At 53.6% G+C, this 15,947-nt stretch carries 15 protein-coding genes; 7 read left to right on the top strand and 8 right to left on the bottom strand.

Annotated features, from left to right (window positions below):
• Positions 1–45 precede the first annotated feature (45 nt).
• Complete coding sequence (locus AM379_RS04205; protein ID WP_014171614.1) at positions 46–945, top strand: AraC family transcriptional regulator; 900 nt, start codon at positions 46–48, stop codon at positions 943–945.
• A 47-nt stretch (positions 946–992) separates the two neighbouring features.
• Here the strand turns inward: AM379_RS04205 and yghB are convergent, their stop codons facing one another.
• Together yghB and metC are read right to left on the bottom strand one after the other, a co-directional pair.
• Complete coding sequence (yghB, locus tag AM379_RS04200; protein WP_014171613.1) at positions 993–1,652, bottom strand: DedA family general envelope maintenance protein YghB; 660 nt, start codon at positions 1,650–1,652, stop codon at positions 993–995.
• A gap of 149 nt (positions 1,653–1,801) precedes the next feature.
• A complete protein-coding gene (gene metC, locus AM379_RS04195; RefSeq protein ID WP_106503489.1) occupies positions 1,802–2,989 on the bottom strand; it encodes a cystathionine beta-lyase in 1,188 nt (395 codons plus the stop codon).
• 251 nt (positions 2,990–3,240) lie between these two features.
• On the opposite strand from metC, the gene exbB reads away from it, so the two are divergent.
• Together exbB and exbD are read left to right on the top strand one after the other, a co-directional pair.
• Positions 3,241–3,972, top strand: a complete 732-nt coding sequence (exbB, locus tag AM379_RS04185; RefSeq protein WP_106503488.1) for a tol-pal system-associated acyl-CoA thioesterase — start codon at positions 3,241–3,243, stop codon at positions 3,970–3,972.
• A gap of 4 nt (positions 3,973–3,976) precedes the next feature.
• Positions 3,977–4,402 carry a TonB system transport protein ExbD gene (gene exbD, locus AM379_RS04180; protein ID WP_014171610.1) on the top strand — a complete coding sequence of 142 codons (426 nt, stop codon included), beginning with the start codon at positions 3,977–3,979 and terminating at the stop codon, positions 4,400–4,402.
• 45 nt (positions 4,403–4,447) lie between these two features.
• On the opposite strand, the gene AM379_RS04175 is transcribed toward exbD, so the two are convergent.
• Complete coding sequence (locus AM379_RS04175; RefSeq protein ID WP_014171609.1) at positions 4,448–4,900, bottom strand: hypothetical protein; 453 nt, start codon at positions 4,898–4,900, stop codon at positions 4,448–4,450.
• A 1-nt stretch (position 4,901) separates the two neighbouring features.
• Positions 4,902–5,306, bottom strand: coding sequence for a hypothetical protein (locus AM379_RS04170; RefSeq protein WP_032680298.1), 405 nt, complete (start codon positions 5,304–5,306; stop codon positions 4,902–4,904).
• Positions 5,307–5,408: 102 nt separating this feature from the next.
• Between AM379_RS04170 and AM379_RS04165 the strand changes: the two genes are divergently transcribed.
• Both AM379_RS04165 and AM379_RS04160 read left to right on the top strand, forming a co-directional pair.
• The gene (locus AM379_RS04165; protein ID WP_020883663.1) at positions 5,409–5,912 is read left to right on the top strand and encodes an ESA_00282 family adhesion-associated protein; all 504 of its coding nucleotides are present in this window, start codon (positions 5,409–5,411) and stop codon (positions 5,910–5,912) included.
• Between the two features lie 81 nt (positions 5,913–5,993).
• A complete protein-coding gene (locus AM379_RS04160) occupies positions 5,994–6,482 on the top strand; it encodes a TIGR00645 family protein (RefSeq protein ID WP_014171606.1) in 489 nt (162 codons plus the stop codon).
• A 51-nt stretch (positions 6,483–6,533) separates the two neighbouring features.
• Here the strand turns inward: AM379_RS04160 and AM379_RS04155 are convergent, their stop codons facing one another.
• Both AM379_RS04155 and AM379_RS04150 read right to left on the bottom strand, forming a co-directional pair.
• Entirely contained in the window at positions 6,534–7,574 is a 1,041-nt protein-coding gene (locus AM379_RS04155; protein WP_050737294.1) for an aldo/keto reductase, read from the bottom strand.
• A 148-nt stretch (positions 7,575–7,722) separates the two neighbouring features.
• Positions 7,723–10,314: an autotransporter outer membrane beta-barrel domain-containing protein gene (locus tag AM379_RS04150; RefSeq protein WP_106503487.1), complete on the bottom strand. Its 2,592-nt coding sequence runs from the start codon at positions 10,312–10,314 to the stop codon at positions 7,723–7,725.
• Between the two features lie 508 nt (positions 10,315–10,822).
• Between AM379_RS04150 and AM379_RS04145 the strand changes: the two genes are divergently transcribed.
• On the top strand, positions 10,823–12,370 hold the full coding sequence (locus tag AM379_RS04145; RefSeq protein WP_032678967.1) for a methyl-accepting chemotaxis protein: 1,548 nt from the start codon (positions 10,823–10,825) through the stop codon (positions 12,368–12,370).
• An 80-nt stretch (positions 12,371–12,450) separates the two neighbouring features.
• Here AM379_RS04145 and AM379_RS04140 read toward each other — a convergent pair whose 3' ends face one another.
• Entirely contained in the window at positions 12,451–12,783 is a 333-nt protein-coding gene (locus tag AM379_RS04140; RefSeq protein ID WP_020883667.1) for a glycine zipper domain-containing protein, read from the bottom strand.
• Positions 12,784–12,943: 160 nt separating this feature from the next.
• Positions 12,944–13,813, bottom strand: coding sequence for a glutathione-dependent disulfide-bond oxidoreductase (gene yghU / locus AM379_RS04135; protein WP_020883668.1), 870 nt, complete (start codon positions 13,811–13,813; stop codon positions 12,944–12,946).
• A 213-nt stretch (positions 13,814–14,026) separates the two neighbouring features.
• Between yghU and gss the strand changes: the two genes are divergently transcribed.
• A complete protein-coding gene (gene gss / locus AM379_RS04130) occupies positions 14,027–15,889 on the top strand; it encodes a bifunctional glutathionylspermidine amidase/synthase (RefSeq protein ID WP_106503486.1) in 1,863 nt (620 codons plus the stop codon).
• Positions 15,890–15,947 lie beyond the last annotated feature (58 nt).

The raw sequence follows: 15,947 nt of genomic DNA, 5'->3' as shown, positions 1-15,947 counted from the left end.
TGCGCACACTGTCAACGTCGGAAACCGTAGCCGGAGTAACGTAAAATGAACCGTGAAGCGATCTGCCTCCAGCTTACTGCGCAGATTAAAAGACTGATTGATAAAGAAAATGGCGTCGGTGAAATGCTGCCTGACATTCGTCTTCTGTATGGGACGCAGCCAGGGACACGCACACCGGTCATGTACCAGCCGGGCATCGTTTTTCTCTTTTCAGGCCATAAAATTGGCTATATCAATGAGCGCGTGTTCCGGTATGACACCAATGAATATCTGCTGCTCACAGTACCTTTACCCTTCGAATGTGAAACTTTCGCGACAGAAGCGGTACCGCTGGCGGGCATTCGTTTAAATGTCGATATCCTTCAGCTGCAGGAGCTGCTGATGGAGATTGGCGAGGACGCATTGTTCCGGCCGTCGATGCCCGCGAGCGGGATTAACTCCGCGACGTTATCCGAGGAGATCCTCTGCGCCATTGAGCGTCTGCTCGACGTTATGGAACGGCCGCTGGATGCACGCATCCTGGGCAAACAGATTATCCGCGAAATTCTTTACCATGTGCTGCTGGGGCCGGGCGGTGGGGCATTACTCGCGCTGGTCAGCCGCCAGACGCACTTCAGCCTGATTAGCCGCGTGCTCAAGCGTATCGAAAGCCAGTACACGGAAAACCTGAGCGTTGACCAGCTGGCGGCGGAAGCAAACATGAGCGTCTCGGCGTTTCATCATAATTTTAAGTCGGTGACCAGCACCTCGCCGTTGCAGTATCTCAAAACCTATCGGCTGCATAAGGCTCGTATGCTGATGATCCACGACGGCATGAAGGCCAGCGCGGCGGCGATGCGGGTGGGCTATGAAAGTGCGTCGCAGTTTAGTCGGGAGTTTAAGCGTTACTTCGGCGTCACGCCGGGGGAAGATGCGTCGCGCATCAGAATGATGCAGGGGACCTGAGGGGAGAGTCCAGCCGGGTAAGCGTAACGTCACCCGGCTTTTTTATATCACGCGCTGCAGTATTTCTTCTTAATCACGACCGCAATCGTCCCGAGCAGTCCCGCGACCAGCAGGAAAAGCGGGAGAATCATCAGGAAGGTCATTACCTGGTCTTCGTGGTGTTTCACAAAGGGGATCATATTCAGCGCGTAGCCAAGCGTGGTCACCACGCCTACCCACAGCAGGGCGCTCAACCAGTTGAAGAACTGGAAGCGGCGGTTTGACAGCCCGGAAATGCCTGCCATGGTCGGCAGCAGCGTGCGAACAAACGCCAGAAAACGCCCGGCCAGCAGCGCCAGCAGACCGTGGCGGTCAAACATGCAGGTCGCACGTTGATGATATTTATGCGGTAACTGCGCCAGCCAGCCTTTCACGACGCGCGTATTGCCGAGCCAGCGGCCCTGCAGATAGCTCAGCCAGCAACCGAGGCTGGCAGCGGAGGTAAGTATGACCATCGTCGGCGTGAAGTCCATGACGCCTTTACCGATTAACGCCCCGGCCAGTAAAAGCAGGCTGTCACCGGGTAAAAATGAGGCTGGCAGTAATCCATTTTCCAGAAACAGGGTTGCGAACATCACGAAATAGACGATACCTACAACGTGAGGGTCCGCCAGCGCGGCAAAATCGTGTTGCCAGAGCGCCGCAATAATATCTTGAATAACAGCCATGGACTTTCCTGTGGAACAGCAGATGCAGATATAGCGCTATTGTACTCCCTAATTCGCCCGTGGGGTTTGATCGCGGGCGCAACTAATGCAGACTTTTCTGGTGGCAGTGTTCACAAAAGCGTCCAGGGAGTACATTTTCAGCATGCACTCTACACGATACGTTCAAACCCTGCCGCTAAATCCGCAATTAAATCGTCAACATCTTCTAAACCAATATGCAGTCGGATCAGCGTGCCGCTGAAATCCACTTCTCCACCGGGGCGCAGGGCCGCAATTTGCTCCGGCTGGTTAGGCAGGATCAGGGATTCAAACCCGCCCCAGGAGTAAGCCATGCTGAAAAGGGTAAAATGATCCAGGTAGTTCGCCAGTTCGTCGTTACTGAGCCGTTTTTTAAGAACAAATGAGAACAACCCGCTACTGCCCGTAAAGTCACGTTGCCAGAATTCATGGCCTTTGCTGCCCGGAAGCGCCGGATGATTAACGCGCTCGACCTGCGGCTGCCGGGCCAGCCATTCGGCCACCTTCAGACTGCTTTCATGGTGCTGACGCAGGCGCACCCCCAGCGTACGGATACCGCGGCTGGTCATGTAGGCCGTATCCGCATCCACCATCTGGCCCATCAGGTAGGCATTCTCCCGAAGTTGATCCCAGCAGCGCGCGTTGGATACCGCAGTACCGATCATGCCATCAGAGTGGCCAATCAGATATTTGGTCGCGGCCTGAATAGAGATATCAATGTCGAATTCCAGCGCCCTGAACAGCACGCCCGCCGCCCAGGTGTTGTCGATCATGATGATTGCCTCGGGGGCTTTGCTGCGCACTGTTTTCACAATAGCCGGGACGTCGTGCACTTCCATGGTGATAGAGCCTGGGGATTCCAGAAACACAATGCGCGTGTTCGGCTGGATAAGTTCAGCGATACCTACGCCAATCAGCGGATCGAACCAGCCGGTGGTCACGCCGAGCTTGCTGAGGATTTTGGTGCAAAAATCCTGGCTTGGTTCATAAGCGGTATTGGTCATCAGGATATGGTCGCCCTGTTCCACAAACGCCAGAATGGTATTGGCGACTGCCGCCGCACCACAGGGGAACAGGGCGCAGCCCACGCCGCCTTCCAGTTCGCACATGGCTTCCTGAAGTGAAAAATGGGTTAGCGTGCCACGACGGCCATAGAACAGCCCGCCTTTGGCGCGGTTGCGCGTGGCGATTTTTTTATCCTCGACGGTATCAAATACCAGTGAGGAGGCGCGTTGAATCACGCTGTTGACCGATCCCTGAGTGTATTTTTTGCTGCGTCCTGCCTGTACCAGCGTGGTATCAAGATGCTTCTTTGTCATGTTCGCTAACCCTGTTTTTATACGTCTGGACGTCCAGACTACCACGATTGTAAAAATCTGCACCCGGGGGCTTATCGAATAAGCAGAAAATATTAGCAAAAATACGCATAAGAAATTTTTACTGCGTAAGCGCAAGGAAAGTGAACGAAAATTACGGCAGTATGTAAATACTAATGAGAACTACTATCAATTCGACGACGTTTTGATATTATTACGGTCAGATTTTGTGATTTGCGTCCTGGAGATACAGAGTGGGTAATAATTTGATGCAGACGGATCTCTCCGTCTGGGGCATGTATCATCATGCTGACATCGTGGTTAAGATTGTGATGATCGGCCTGGTTCTGGCGTCCGTGATCACCTGGGCTATCTTCTTCAGTAAGAGCGTCGAACTGCTGTCGCAGAAGCGTCGCCTCAAGCGGGAGCAACAGCAACTGGCTGAAGCCCGCTCCCTGGATCAGGCCTTAGACATGACCTCATCCTTCCATGGAAAAAGCCTGACCACCCTGTTAGTCAACGAAGCACAGAACGAGCTGGAACTCTCCGCAGGCAGTGAAGATAACGAAGGCATTAAAGAACGTACCGGCTTCCGCCTGGAGCGTCGCGTTGCTGCCGTTGGCCGCCATATGGGCCGCGGTAACGGTTATCTGGCCACTATCGGGGCGATCTCACCGTTCATCGGTCTGTTCGGTACGGTCTGGGGCATCATGAACAGCTTTATCGGCATTGCGCAGACGCAGACCACCAACCTGGCGGTGGTTGCGCCAGGGATTGCCGAAGCGCTGCTGGCGACCGCAATCGGTCTGGTCGCGGCCATTCCTGCGGTCGTCATCTATAACATCTTCGCGCGTATGATTGGCAACTATAAAGCCGCGCTCGGTGACGTCGCCGCGCAGGTGCTGCTGCTGCAAAGCCGCGATCTTGACCTCAATGCCAGCTCCGTTAAACCGGTGCATGCGGCGTCTAAACTGCGCGTAGGTTGATTGTATGGCGATGCGTCTTAACGAAAATCTGGACGATAACGGCGAAATGCATGAAATCAACGTGACGCCGTTTATCGACGTCATGCTGGTTCTGCTGATTATCTTCATGGTGGCTGCGCCGCTGGCGACGGTCGACGTGAAGGTGAATCTGCCAGCCTCTTCCAGCCAGCCGCAGCCGCGTCCTGAGAAACCTGTCTATTTGTCGGTGAAAGCGGATAAATCGATGTTCCTCGGCAACGACCCGGTGACGGATCAGTCTGTTATCCCGGCGCTGGATCAGCTCACCGGCGGCAAGAAAGACACCACGGTCTTCTTCCGTGCGGATAAAACCGTCGATTACGAAACCATGATGAAGGTAATGGACACGCTGCATCAGGCGGGTTATCTCAAGATTGGGCTGGTCGGCGAAGAGAAAGCGGCCGCGAAATAACAAAGAAGCTGGCGAAAGCCGGCTTTTTTTATGCGTGTCGGGCGATCAGTTTTTTGTCTCAGTGGGCGCAGGCGCAGGCGCGTGGGACGCCAGCGCGTCTTCATCAAGCGCAACGCAGGTGACGTTTGACGTGCGGTACTCGCCGTCGGACAGTTTGCGCGTCAGGCGCAGGGTGGCCACTTCTCTGGCGAGCAGATACTGATAATTGGCCTCCAGACGCCCGAGAAGCTTCTCTTTCAGCTCTGGCCGCTGTTCGATGAGGGTATTCATCACCGCGCCGTATATCTCTTCCTTCACCTGCAGAGGATAAATCTCGCGGCGATTATGCCATTTCAGGCGTACCAGCGTCGCCGGGATCGATACCAGGTCCTGAGTTATTCGCGTCATCTCGGCATTTTTTGTGTTTCGCAGTGCATCGAGATTTTGCTTTAAGATAAATTCATCACTTTTTTTGTTATCTAAAGCCAAATAAACGTCGTTATCTTTAATTTCTTTCACGTTACTCTTCCCCCAGCTTATAAAAAATAGGGTTGTTCGTTTCACGCGTAATTAGATTAAGCCAAATTTCATTGCCGGCTTCGTTTATTTCTTTGGTTTTTTCCGCGATTATTTGACTTAGTTTCTGAGCATCTATTTCACCTTCGGCCTGCAGGTCATTCAGCAGGTGGACAAAGGCTTCTATTTTAACGGCGCGAAATAACCGGTCCTTTATATGACGGTCGTGCTCTTCCAGTAACATATTACGGGATTTACCGGTGCGAGAAACGCCTATTAATATGTCAGACTCGTAATCAGAGAGCTTTCTTTTCCCCTGAGTGAAATTAGCCTCTTTTTCTGCTTCCGTCGTTTGCTGTTCCACAGGCGCAATGTGGTACTTAGCCGGGACGAGGTAGTCGGGCAGCATTTTAATTTCCTTTAATTACAGCAGGGTGGGGTTGGTAAAGGCGTGAGATTCGTTGACAATATCATGAGGCAATTTTAAAATCAAAAAAAATGGAGCCTACCCATGAACAGCATTTTTTTTACGGTCATCACATTACTATTACTGACCGCTGGTGTTCTTTTATTGATGCAGGAGTTCAATAAAACGCAAGTGTCGAAAGACGCCAGTGAACCTCCGCTACCTGAACTGATGACAAAAGAGGAAGGCGAAGACCATTTCTCCGTATTGATGAACTCGGTTACACCGGTTTGGTACTGGCGGGTGAACCATGAATATATCGACTTTTTGCACGCGACAATTAAGCGAATGAAAATGTCGGAAATTAATGACACGCCTGGGTTGTTTGAAGCGCAGCGCCGCTGCAGCGACCTGAATTCCGCGGTGTATAAATATTATGACAATATCAAAAAGCGTTGCCTTAACGGTGAGAAGGTCTCCTGTTCCGATCTGGACGTATTAAACCTGCGCCAGTGTTTTCGTGAGTTCAGCCTGGAGGCGTATCCGGAACTGGTGGTGCTGGTCTGGCCGGAGTACGCGCGCCCGGACGTTAATCCTGACAATGTCTGAACGTACAATGAGTGAGTTGTTGCAAACAGTCAGCGCCGTTGAGATATACTGGGCGCTGGTTTCGTTTGCAGACAGGACTTTATGGAACGCTTCTTTGAAAACGCGATGTACGCCTCTCGCTGGATACTGGCACCCGTCTATTTTGGCCTTTCGCTGGCGCTGATTGCGCTGACGATTAAGTTTTTCCAGGAAATCTTGCATGTTCTGCCGAACATCTTTTCCATTGCCGAAGCAGATTTGATTCTGGTTTTGCTCTCGCTGGTGGATATGACGCTGGTGGGCGGATTACTGGTGATGGTGATGTTCTCCGGCTATGAGAACTTTGTCTCTCAGCTCGATATCGACGAGCGCAAAGAGAAGCTCAACTGGCTGGGCAAAATGGATGCCTCGTCGCTGAAGAATAAAGTGGCCGCGTCGATTGTGGCGATCTCATCTATCCACCTGTTACGCGTATTCATGGACGCCAAGAATGTCCCGGACAACAAACTGATGTGGTATGTGATTATCCATTTGACGTTTGTGCTGTCTGCGTTCGTGATGGGGTATCTGGATAAGATCAGTAAGAAGTAATTTCCCCCCCTCTTCCCAGGGGAGAGGGGGGCGTGAGCGCGACAGACCGCGCTATTTATCCGACGATGCCTGCCACAAATTCAATTCCCCATCCGCAACATGCTGGTCAATCCTTTTCAGCTCATCGTCGCTAAAGTGCAGGTTATTCAGGGCCTGCACGTTCTCTTCGATCTGCTCCGGACGGCTCGCACCAATCAGTACGGATGTCACGCGTTCATCCTTCAGCAGCCAGCTCAGTGCCATTTGCGCCATCGTCTGACCACGGGCCTGTGCCATCTCATTCAGTAAACGCAGGCTGTTCAGGTTGGCTTCAGTCAGCATGTTTTCCGTCAGACCGCGCACCTTCTTGCCTTCACGCTGCATACGAGAATCTTCAGGAATACCGTTCAGGTATTTTCCAGTCAGCAGACCCTGCGCCAGCGGCGTAAACGCAATGCAACCCGCCCCGTTTTTCTCAAGCGTATCCAGCAGGCCGGTGTGATCGACCCAGCGGTTGAGCAGGTTGTAAGATGGCTGGTGGATAAGCAGCGGGATCTTCCACTCACGTAACAGGTCCGCCATTTTCTGGGTGCGCTCCGTGGAGTAGGAAGAGATACCGACATACAGCGCTTTACCGCTCTGCACGGCCTGGGCCAGCGCAGCGGCGGTCTCTTCCATCGGCGTATTTTCGTCTACGCGGTGAGAATAGAAAATATCCACATACTCCAGCCCCATGCGCTTGAGGCTCTGATCGAGGCTGGCGAGCAGGTATTTGCGCGACCCGCCCGACCCATACGGCCCCGGCCACATGTCATAGCCTGCTTTGGTTGAGATGATCAGTTCATCGCGATACGCGGCAAAATCTTCCCGCAGCAGACGACCCATGTTTTCTTCCGCGCTTCCCGCCGGCGGGCCGTAGTTGTTGGCAAGATCGAAATGGGTAATGCCGAGGTCGAAGGCTTTATGCAACAGCACCCGCTGAGAGTCGAGAGGCTGTACATGGCCGAAACTATGCCACAGACCAAGCGACAGCGCCGGCAGGCGCAGGCCGCTTTTTCCGCAGTAGCGGTACTGCATATTTTCGTAGCGGGCGGGGTAAGGGTGCCAGGACATGATGTCTCCTTTCTTGTCGATGAATTTTCGAAACAACGTTTTCATTCTGTGCTTATCAAATCACAAATCCTGTTGATAAGCGATGACATGCCTGATCACCCTGAATGATTAAAGCCCGGCAGCATCAGACTGACCGGGCGTTCACTCGTCAGAAGCTGTAGCTCATCCCCGCCTGCACGCTGGCATCGTTGTCCACGTCACCGGTGCCGACATACACCCCGGTATTGAGCGTGAAGTTATGCGCGATGGTTGCATTGATGCCTGCTCCGAAGATCCCCATCGTGTTGTTATGGCCGGAGGTGGTGTGGTAATCCGCCGCCTGAATATCAGTATCGTCGCTGAACTCTTTCTGGAAGCGTGCGTCGATCCACGGCATCATCTGCACGTTCTTGTTCAGATCGCGAAGCGTTGTGGTGAGTCTCAACCCGACCCCACTGTTCCAGGAAGAGACCTGACTGTCGGCGAAGGTCACTTCACTGTCGGAGAAGCCGTTTGCTTTGGTTTGATCCCAGCCTAAGGTGGCGTAAGGTTGCAGCAGGGTTTCACCTGGCAGCAACACGTTCACACCGGTACGCGCCTGCGCCATATACAGGGTGCCATCCGTCGAACCGTGCAGTGCTTCGGTCATGCCGCTGGTATTCCCCGTCACGTTATTCGCAGACAGGGTGTACCGCATATCGCCATAGCTGAAGCTACCGTCGGCAAACATACCCCATGTTCTGCCGTTAAGCGCCTGCTGCCAGCCACCGTACAGGCTGTAGTAATTACCGTAGACGCTGTCATTAAAGCTATCAGCGCCGTCATGGGTATCCTGCACGCGGCTGCGTGTCCATGCCAGTGCAATACCGCCAGTGACGCTATCACCATTGTCCAGATGCGCCGTCCAGTCCACGCCACCCTGAGCGCCCTGGGTGATGCTCTTATAGTCAACATCATTGCTGAAATTGCCATTCTGATAGAGGAAATCACCCCAGACCTGCGCACCTTCCTCCTGCTTGCCGAGCAGGTTAGCCAGATGCACCTGATTCATATGGTTGCTGATATCATCAGCCACCTGATGTCCGGCCTGCTCGGCAGCGTCCAGACCGGCAACAAGGCCCTGAACGTCGCTCGCGAGGCTGCCCTTCTGGCTGTTAAATTCGATATTCCACGACTGCGTATTATCGGCGGTAAGGCGTGTCTGCGGCGCGGTATCTGCGGCCACAATATTCAGACTGTTGTCATAGTTATAAGCGCCGCTACGGTTTTCAACATTCTGTTGGCCATTTGTGAAGGTGGCCGCCGCATAATTTTGCGGGGTGCTGGTGCCTGAAGTGGTGAACGTACCCAGAATCACGTTCTGCTGATTTTGTGCCGAGGGAGTAATGCTGTTGACGACAACGGCGTTATTAACCCCGGTGATATTGCCGAAATCAACAAAGCTGTCGGTGCTCATATTTACCATCGCATTACTGCCGGTGGTAGTAGCGACAAGCGTTGAGCCATTTTGCAAACTCCAGCTGGTGGCATCGTTAATTTTATCAATGGCGATGCTGTTATTGCTGGTCGTGTTCACCGTCTCGAACTGACTAATTTCACCAGAAACAGAACTGCCGGCATCCATCGACAGCGTGTCGCTACCGTCACCGCCATCAACATTGCCGTTAACATGAGAATTATTGGTCAGCACGACCGTATCATCGCCCGCACCGGTTGTAATATCACCATTTACGGTGGCATTGTTTTGCAGCGTGATGGTGGTATTGCCGCTGTTTTGACCGGTATTTACCGCACCATTAATGGTGCTGTTATCCACCAGAACAGAATTCGCTGAACTGCCGTTCAGGGTAATATTGCCATTCACGACGCTCTTATTAGTAAACGTAAGTGATGTCGACCCCTTTTCATTAATAACGCCAATATCGCCAGTGACGGTACTGTTATTCAGGGCCAGGGAATCGGCCTGGGTGCCGTACATAGCGATGGCAAGATCGCCCACGCCATCCAGGTTGATGTCACTGAACGGCTTATACGCGCTGAGTGTTTCGGCCAAATGATCCATGTTCTGCGCGATTTCACTCTGCGAGGCATCGACGGTGGCTCCGGTCAGCGTAATGCGGGTATTTGATTGATCGCTTCCTGCATAAATACCGCCCTTATCCATTGTACTGTTGCTGAGGGTAATATCCTGTTCGCCAGCACCGGCGCTTACAATGCTGCCGTGCAGCGCGCTCCCGTTCTCAATATTGACGGTGTGGTAGCCTTTATCCAGTGGATCGAGATAAATCGCTGAGCCCATCATATAGGTTTTATCACGCTGGTAATTGCCTGTGCTGTTTTCACCGTTCAGCGTCGCGCCATCAACCGTCACGGTGGTATTGGTGGTCGCGCCTCCGCTACCGACTTCAATCATATCGGCCGTAGCGCCGTTATTCAGGGTGATATTCGCGGTATCGCCGTTGCTTCCCTGGATATAGTGGCCTGACATATCCGTTCCGGATACCGTTAATGACTGCGTGTCGCCATCACCTCGATGACCATCCATGAAAATATTATTCGCCGTGGCGTCGGCCATAACCGCATTTGTCACACCGGGATTTTGATAAAAGCTGTCATCGGTATATTTCGTTAATCCACAGGTTTGCGTCGTCACGCCATCCTCACACGGTGTCGCTGCCGTCATTGCTGCCTGGGTACCGAAAGAGGTTAAAGCCATTAAGACACACTGCGAAAGCAATGTGCGGTTCATAAATTTACGCATCTGAAACTCCGTTAATAAAAAATCGTCGACATCCTTGTAAAGGAATTTATTTAATTTAAGGAATTTCTCATAAGTAAAGGATGTAATGAAATTTAAAAAATGGGGAGGTAATTTATTGGGGTGTTTAAATCAGGAAATCTGATAATTAGGTGTTAATATATTTGTGTGATAAATAAAACTGAATAGTTACCCTGCAAATTAAGCGGCTTTTCGCGAAAGGGGAGCGCTATTGATTGACGCTACCTGTTGATGATGTACTCCTCAGGAGGTATGGCCGTTAATTTAATGCGCTGCAGTTTTACATTTATTTATCCACTGACAAAGTAAAACACATTCTTAGCAGGGTAATTTTCCCCTTCGAAAATGTCTCTTTTTTCTGAATGAATGCAGGGGCAGTAAAAATTTTAATAAAAATAATGCGTGAAAGGTGATGAATTTGCTCATTCCTGCCGATAACGAGGGTAAGACTCGCCTCTGGGCGAATTCACCCTCACGGCAAGGAAGACTTATGAATATGTTGCGTAATTTCACGATCCGTTTCGTCATGCTGACGATTCTCGGGATCTTTTGTTTAATGTGGGCGGGCGTGGGGCTTTACAGCACCTGGTCTCTGTCACGGGTATCAGAGGGCAATGAGGTGGATCGCCAGCTGGTCAAACAGATGACCATACTCAGTCAGGGTAACGATCAGTATTTTCGCTTTGTAACCCGGTTGAGTCGCGCGATGGAAGTGAAAGCCGCGGGCGGCACACCGGACCTGGCCCCTGCCCAGCAGGCGCTGGACAATATGGGGAAGAAACTGGCTGAGATGAAGGCAATCTCACCAGGACCGATGGATGAGCAAGTTTCAGCTCAGGTGATCGGTAGCTGGCAGGCTTTGCTTGAGCAGGGCGTAACGCCGCAAATGCAGCAGGCGAAGCAGTCCTCTCTGGAGGGCTACCGTCAGCAGGCGAATAACATCACCCCTCCACTGAGTCGTGCGTTTGGTGCTGCTGCGGAGAACTTTAACAACGCGGCCGCCCGGGCACTCGACAGCACCCGAGTGGTCGTGGACAGCCTGACTAGCATGACCCGCACGGTGATTATCACCGCCACGATTATTGGCCTGTTAATACTGCTCTTCACCGACCGTTACCTGGTGGCGATGCTGGTAAAACCGCTGGCTCGCATTCGCCAGCAGTTCCGCCAGATTGCCCAGGGCGATCTCAGTCAACCGATTGAACCGTTCGGTCGCAACTGCGTGGGTCAACTGGTTCCTCTGCTGAGCGCGATGCAGGATAGCCTGCGAGAAGCGGTGAGCTCTATTCGCTCCGGCAGCGAGAATATCTGGCGCGGCGCGACGGAGATCTCCAGCGGTAATAACGATCTCTCGTCCCGTACCGAAGAGCAGGCCGCCGCACTGGAAGAGACGGCGGCCAGCATGGAACAGCTGACCGCCACCGTGAAGCTGAACGCGGAAAGTGCGCGTCAGGCCAGCCAGCTGGCGGATGTGGCGTCAACAACGGCCAGCCGCGGCGGCTCGCTGGTGGAAGAGGTGGTGACCACCATGAGCGGTATTTCTGAGAGCTCGAAGAAGATTGCTGAAATCACCAATGTGATCAACAGCATTGCCTTCCAGACCAATATCCTGGCGCTCAACGCTGCCGTGGAAGCGGCGCGCGCGGGCGAGCAGGGACGTGGGTTTGCCGTCGTGGCCGGCGAGGTGCGTAACCTGGCAAGCCGCAGCGCCAACGCGGCAAAAGAAATTGAGGGATTGATTACCGATTCCGTTTCCCGCGTAGAGCAGGGCGCAAAGCTGGTGGGCGACACGGGCACCACCATGGATGCCATTTTGCGTGATGTGACGGAAGTGACGACCATCATGAAGCAAATCGCGTCTGCCTCTGAGGAGCAAAGTAAGGGGATTTCGCAGGTGGGTATTGCTATCACGCAAATGGATGGCGTGACACAGCAAAACGCCTCGCTTGTGGAAGAGGTCTCGGCAGCGGCCTCCGCGCTTGAACGTCAGACCGAAGAGCTCCAGCGGTCGGTGCAGAAATTCCGCCTCTCGGCATAAACACTGCTAAAAGGCCGCCGTGTGCGGCCTTTTTTTCGATTAAATGCAGGCGAGCCAAACGGAGCGCCGCCCGCCGCTTATCAGTGGGTGGCTTCACCAATCAGTGCGCCAGAGCCGGCACCGACGGCGGCCCCTTTCAGTACGCTGTTGCCTGTTACCGCTGCAGCACCTGCGCCCACCACGGCGCCCACCGCGCCGCCTTTACGCGCAGCTTTACCTTTGTCGCCGTTTTTGAACATCGCACCGGTACCCGCGCCAACGACCGCACCGCCTACCGTGGATTTCAAATCTTTGCCCGTGGCTGCGCCAATTGCTGCACCGGCCACTGCACCGGCGGCGGTTTTATCTATCGCCATACCAGAAGTGGAAAAGATCAGGGTGCTGATAATCAGCGCTGTTTTCATCAATTTCATAACAAATCCTTTGTGACTGCTGTCGGTTGAGTCCGCTTTTCTCGTCATCTGACCTGAGAAAAACGTCCGCATAGTGCCAGTAATACCGGCTCAACCCTTAAGCAAATCATGCCCCTGGCAGGGATCCCTGTTGCCGGGCGGTGGTCCGCCCGGCAGAGAATTACGCCTGACGCTTGTCTTCCGTATTGGTCTCGAAGTCGCTCGCCGCGTGGCGTTCGTGGAGCTGCTCGTTGAGCTCGCCGCTGGTGCGGTTAACGATACGCCCGCGCTTCACGGCAGGGCGGTGTGCCACATCTTTCGCCCAGCGCTGAACGTTGGTGTACTTCTCAGCGTCGAGGAACTCGGCGGCGTTATACACGCTACCCAGCGCCACGCAGCCGAACCACGGCCAGACCGCCATATCGGCGATGGTGTACTCTTCACCGGCCACGTAGCGGCTACGCGCCAGCTGTTTATCCAGCACGTCGAACAGGCGTTTGGCTTCCATCGTGAAGCGGTCAATCGCGTACTCAATCTTCACCGGTGCGTAGTTATAGAAGTGGCCGAAACCGCCGCCGAGGAACGGGGCCGCGCCCTGCAGCCAGAACAGCCAGTTCAGGGTTTCCGTACGTCCCGCCGGATCTTTTGGCAGGAAATGGCCGAACTTCTCTGCCAGATAGAGCAGGATGCTGCCGGATTCAAATACGCGCGTGGGCGGTGTCGTGGAGTGGTCACGCAGCGCCGGAATTTTCGAGTTCGGGTTCACTTCAACAAAGCCGCTGGAGAACTGGTCGCCTTCACCAATGCGAATCAACCATGCATCGTACTCGGCACCCGTCACGCCAAGCGCCAGAAGCTCTTCCAGCATGATGGTCACTTTCTGCCCGTTTGGTGTGCCCAGAGAATAGAGCTGCAGCGGATGCGAACCCACGGGTAACTCTTTCTCATGCGTCGCACCGGAGATCGGACGGTTAATATTGGCGAACGCGCCGCCGCCGTTCTTTTTCCATTCCCACACTTTGGGTGGCTGATAGGTATTTTCGTCTGACATGTTGGCCTGCCTTTTTTGTGATGTGTTGAGGGAGTGTAGCAGGAGTTCATGGGAGGGTTTAGCGAACTGAGCGCAATACATTTCCCCTTCGCGCCACACTACACAGACAGCGGAACGGGTGTATGATAAATCCCACCTCTGTCAGGTTAATTACAACGTGCAGACGACGACAACCCTTTCAACATTGCCGCCTGCCCGTCTTAGGTTGGATACATGCGTAAAGGAAAGTTAAGCAGTGACGCGCCATTCGGGACGTTATTAGGTTATGCGCCGGGTGGCGTGGCGATTTACTCTTCAAACTACGGCAGTCTCGATCCGCGTCGTTATCCGGAAGACGCGGATTTTCGCAGCTATATTGGCAATGAATACATGGGCCACAAGTGGCAGTGTGTTGAGTTCGCCCGCCGTTTTCTGTTCCTCAATTATGGATGTGTTTTCACCGACGTCGGTATGGCGTGGGAGATCTTCTCTCTGCGCTTTTTGCGCCAGGTCGTGAACGATAACATCCTGCCGCTTCAGGCCTTTGCCAATGGGTCGAAACGCGCGCCGCAGGCCGGGGCGTTGCTTATCTGGCAAAAGGGCGGGGAGTTTCATGAGACCGGCCACGTTGCCGTGATCGCGCAACTGTTAGACGATAAGGTGCGCATTGCCGAGCAGAACGTTATTCACTCCCCGCTCCCGCTCGGGCAGCAGTGGACGCGCGAGCTGCGAATGACCGTTGAGAACGGTACTTACACGCTACATGACACCTTTAACGATACCGAAATTCTCGGCTGGATGATCCAGACGAACGACACGGAGCACAGCATCCCGCAGCCGGAACTCGACGGTGAACTGCTGAAAATCAGCGGTGCGCGGCTGAAGAATAAACGTCAGTTTGACGGGAAATGGCTCAACGAAAACGATGCCCTGCAGCAGGCGTATGTCCGCGCAAACGGCCACTTTATCAATAAAGATCCCTGCCAGTATTTTACCATTACCGAAAGTGCCGAGCAGGAGCTGATCAAAGCGACCAATGAACTGCACCTGATGTACCTGCACGCGACCGACAAAGTGCTGAAGGACGATAACTTACTGGCGCTTTTTGACATCCCTAAAATCCTCTGGCCGCGTCTGCGCCTCTCATGGCAGTGGCGTCGTCACCATATGATCACCGGTCGTATGGATTTCTGTATGGATGAGCGTGGCATCAAGGTTTATGAGTACAACGCCGATTCCGCCTCCTGCCACACGGAAGGGGGATTAATCCTCGAAGAGTGGGTGAAGAACGGTTACCGCGGTAACGGCCACAATCCGGCGGAAGGTTTGCTGGAAGAACTTACCGGCGCGTGGAAGCACAGCCATGCGCGTCCGTTCGTGCACATCATGCAGGACAATGACGTCGAAGAGGATTATCACGCGCTCTTTATTCAGCGCTCTCTGCTGCAGGCCGGGTTTGAAACCAAAATTCTGCATGGGCTTAACGCTCTCAGCTGGGATGCAGCCGGGCAACTGATTGACGATGAAGGCCGTCACGTTAACTGCGTGTGGAAAACCTGGGCGTGGGAGACGGCGATAGAGCAGATCCGCGAGGTGAGCGAAACCGAATACGCCGCCGTGCCGATCCGCACCGGGCATCCGGCAGGTGACGTACGGCTGATTGACGTCCTGCTGCGTCCGGAAGTGTTGGTGTTCGAACCGCTGTGGACGGTTATTCCCGGCAACAAGGCGATCCTCCCGGTGCTCTGGCAGCTGTTCCCGAATCACCGTTATCTGCTCGATACCGATTTCGAGGTTAACGACCTGCTGAAACAGACCGGTTACGCCATCAAACCGATTGCCGGACGCTGCGGCAGCAATATCGATCTGATTAGCGCCGGGGATGAAGTGCTGGACAAGTCGAGCGGCAAGTTTGTCGATCGCAAAAATATCTACCAGCAGCTGTGGTGCCTGCCGAAGGTGGATGGCAAGCATATCCAGGTCTGTACGTTTACCGTGGGCGGTAACTACGGCGGCACCTGCCTGCGCGGGGATGATTCGCTGGTGGTGAAGAAAGAGAGCGACATCGAACCGTTGATTGTGGTGAAAGACAAGTAAGCTGTTCCGGCTGTCAACAAACACCCGCAAGTGTTCCTTGCGGGTGTTTTTCGTTTTC

This window comes from Enterobacter cloacae complex sp. FDA-CDC-AR_0132 (assembly GCF_003010695.1).
GTDB classification, from domain to species: Bacteria; Pseudomonadota; Gammaproteobacteria; order Enterobacterales; family Enterobacteriaceae; genus Enterobacter; species Enterobacter ludwigii.
Note: the sequence above shows the minus strand (reverse complement) of the source record. Positions and strands in the feature narration are given on the sequence as shown.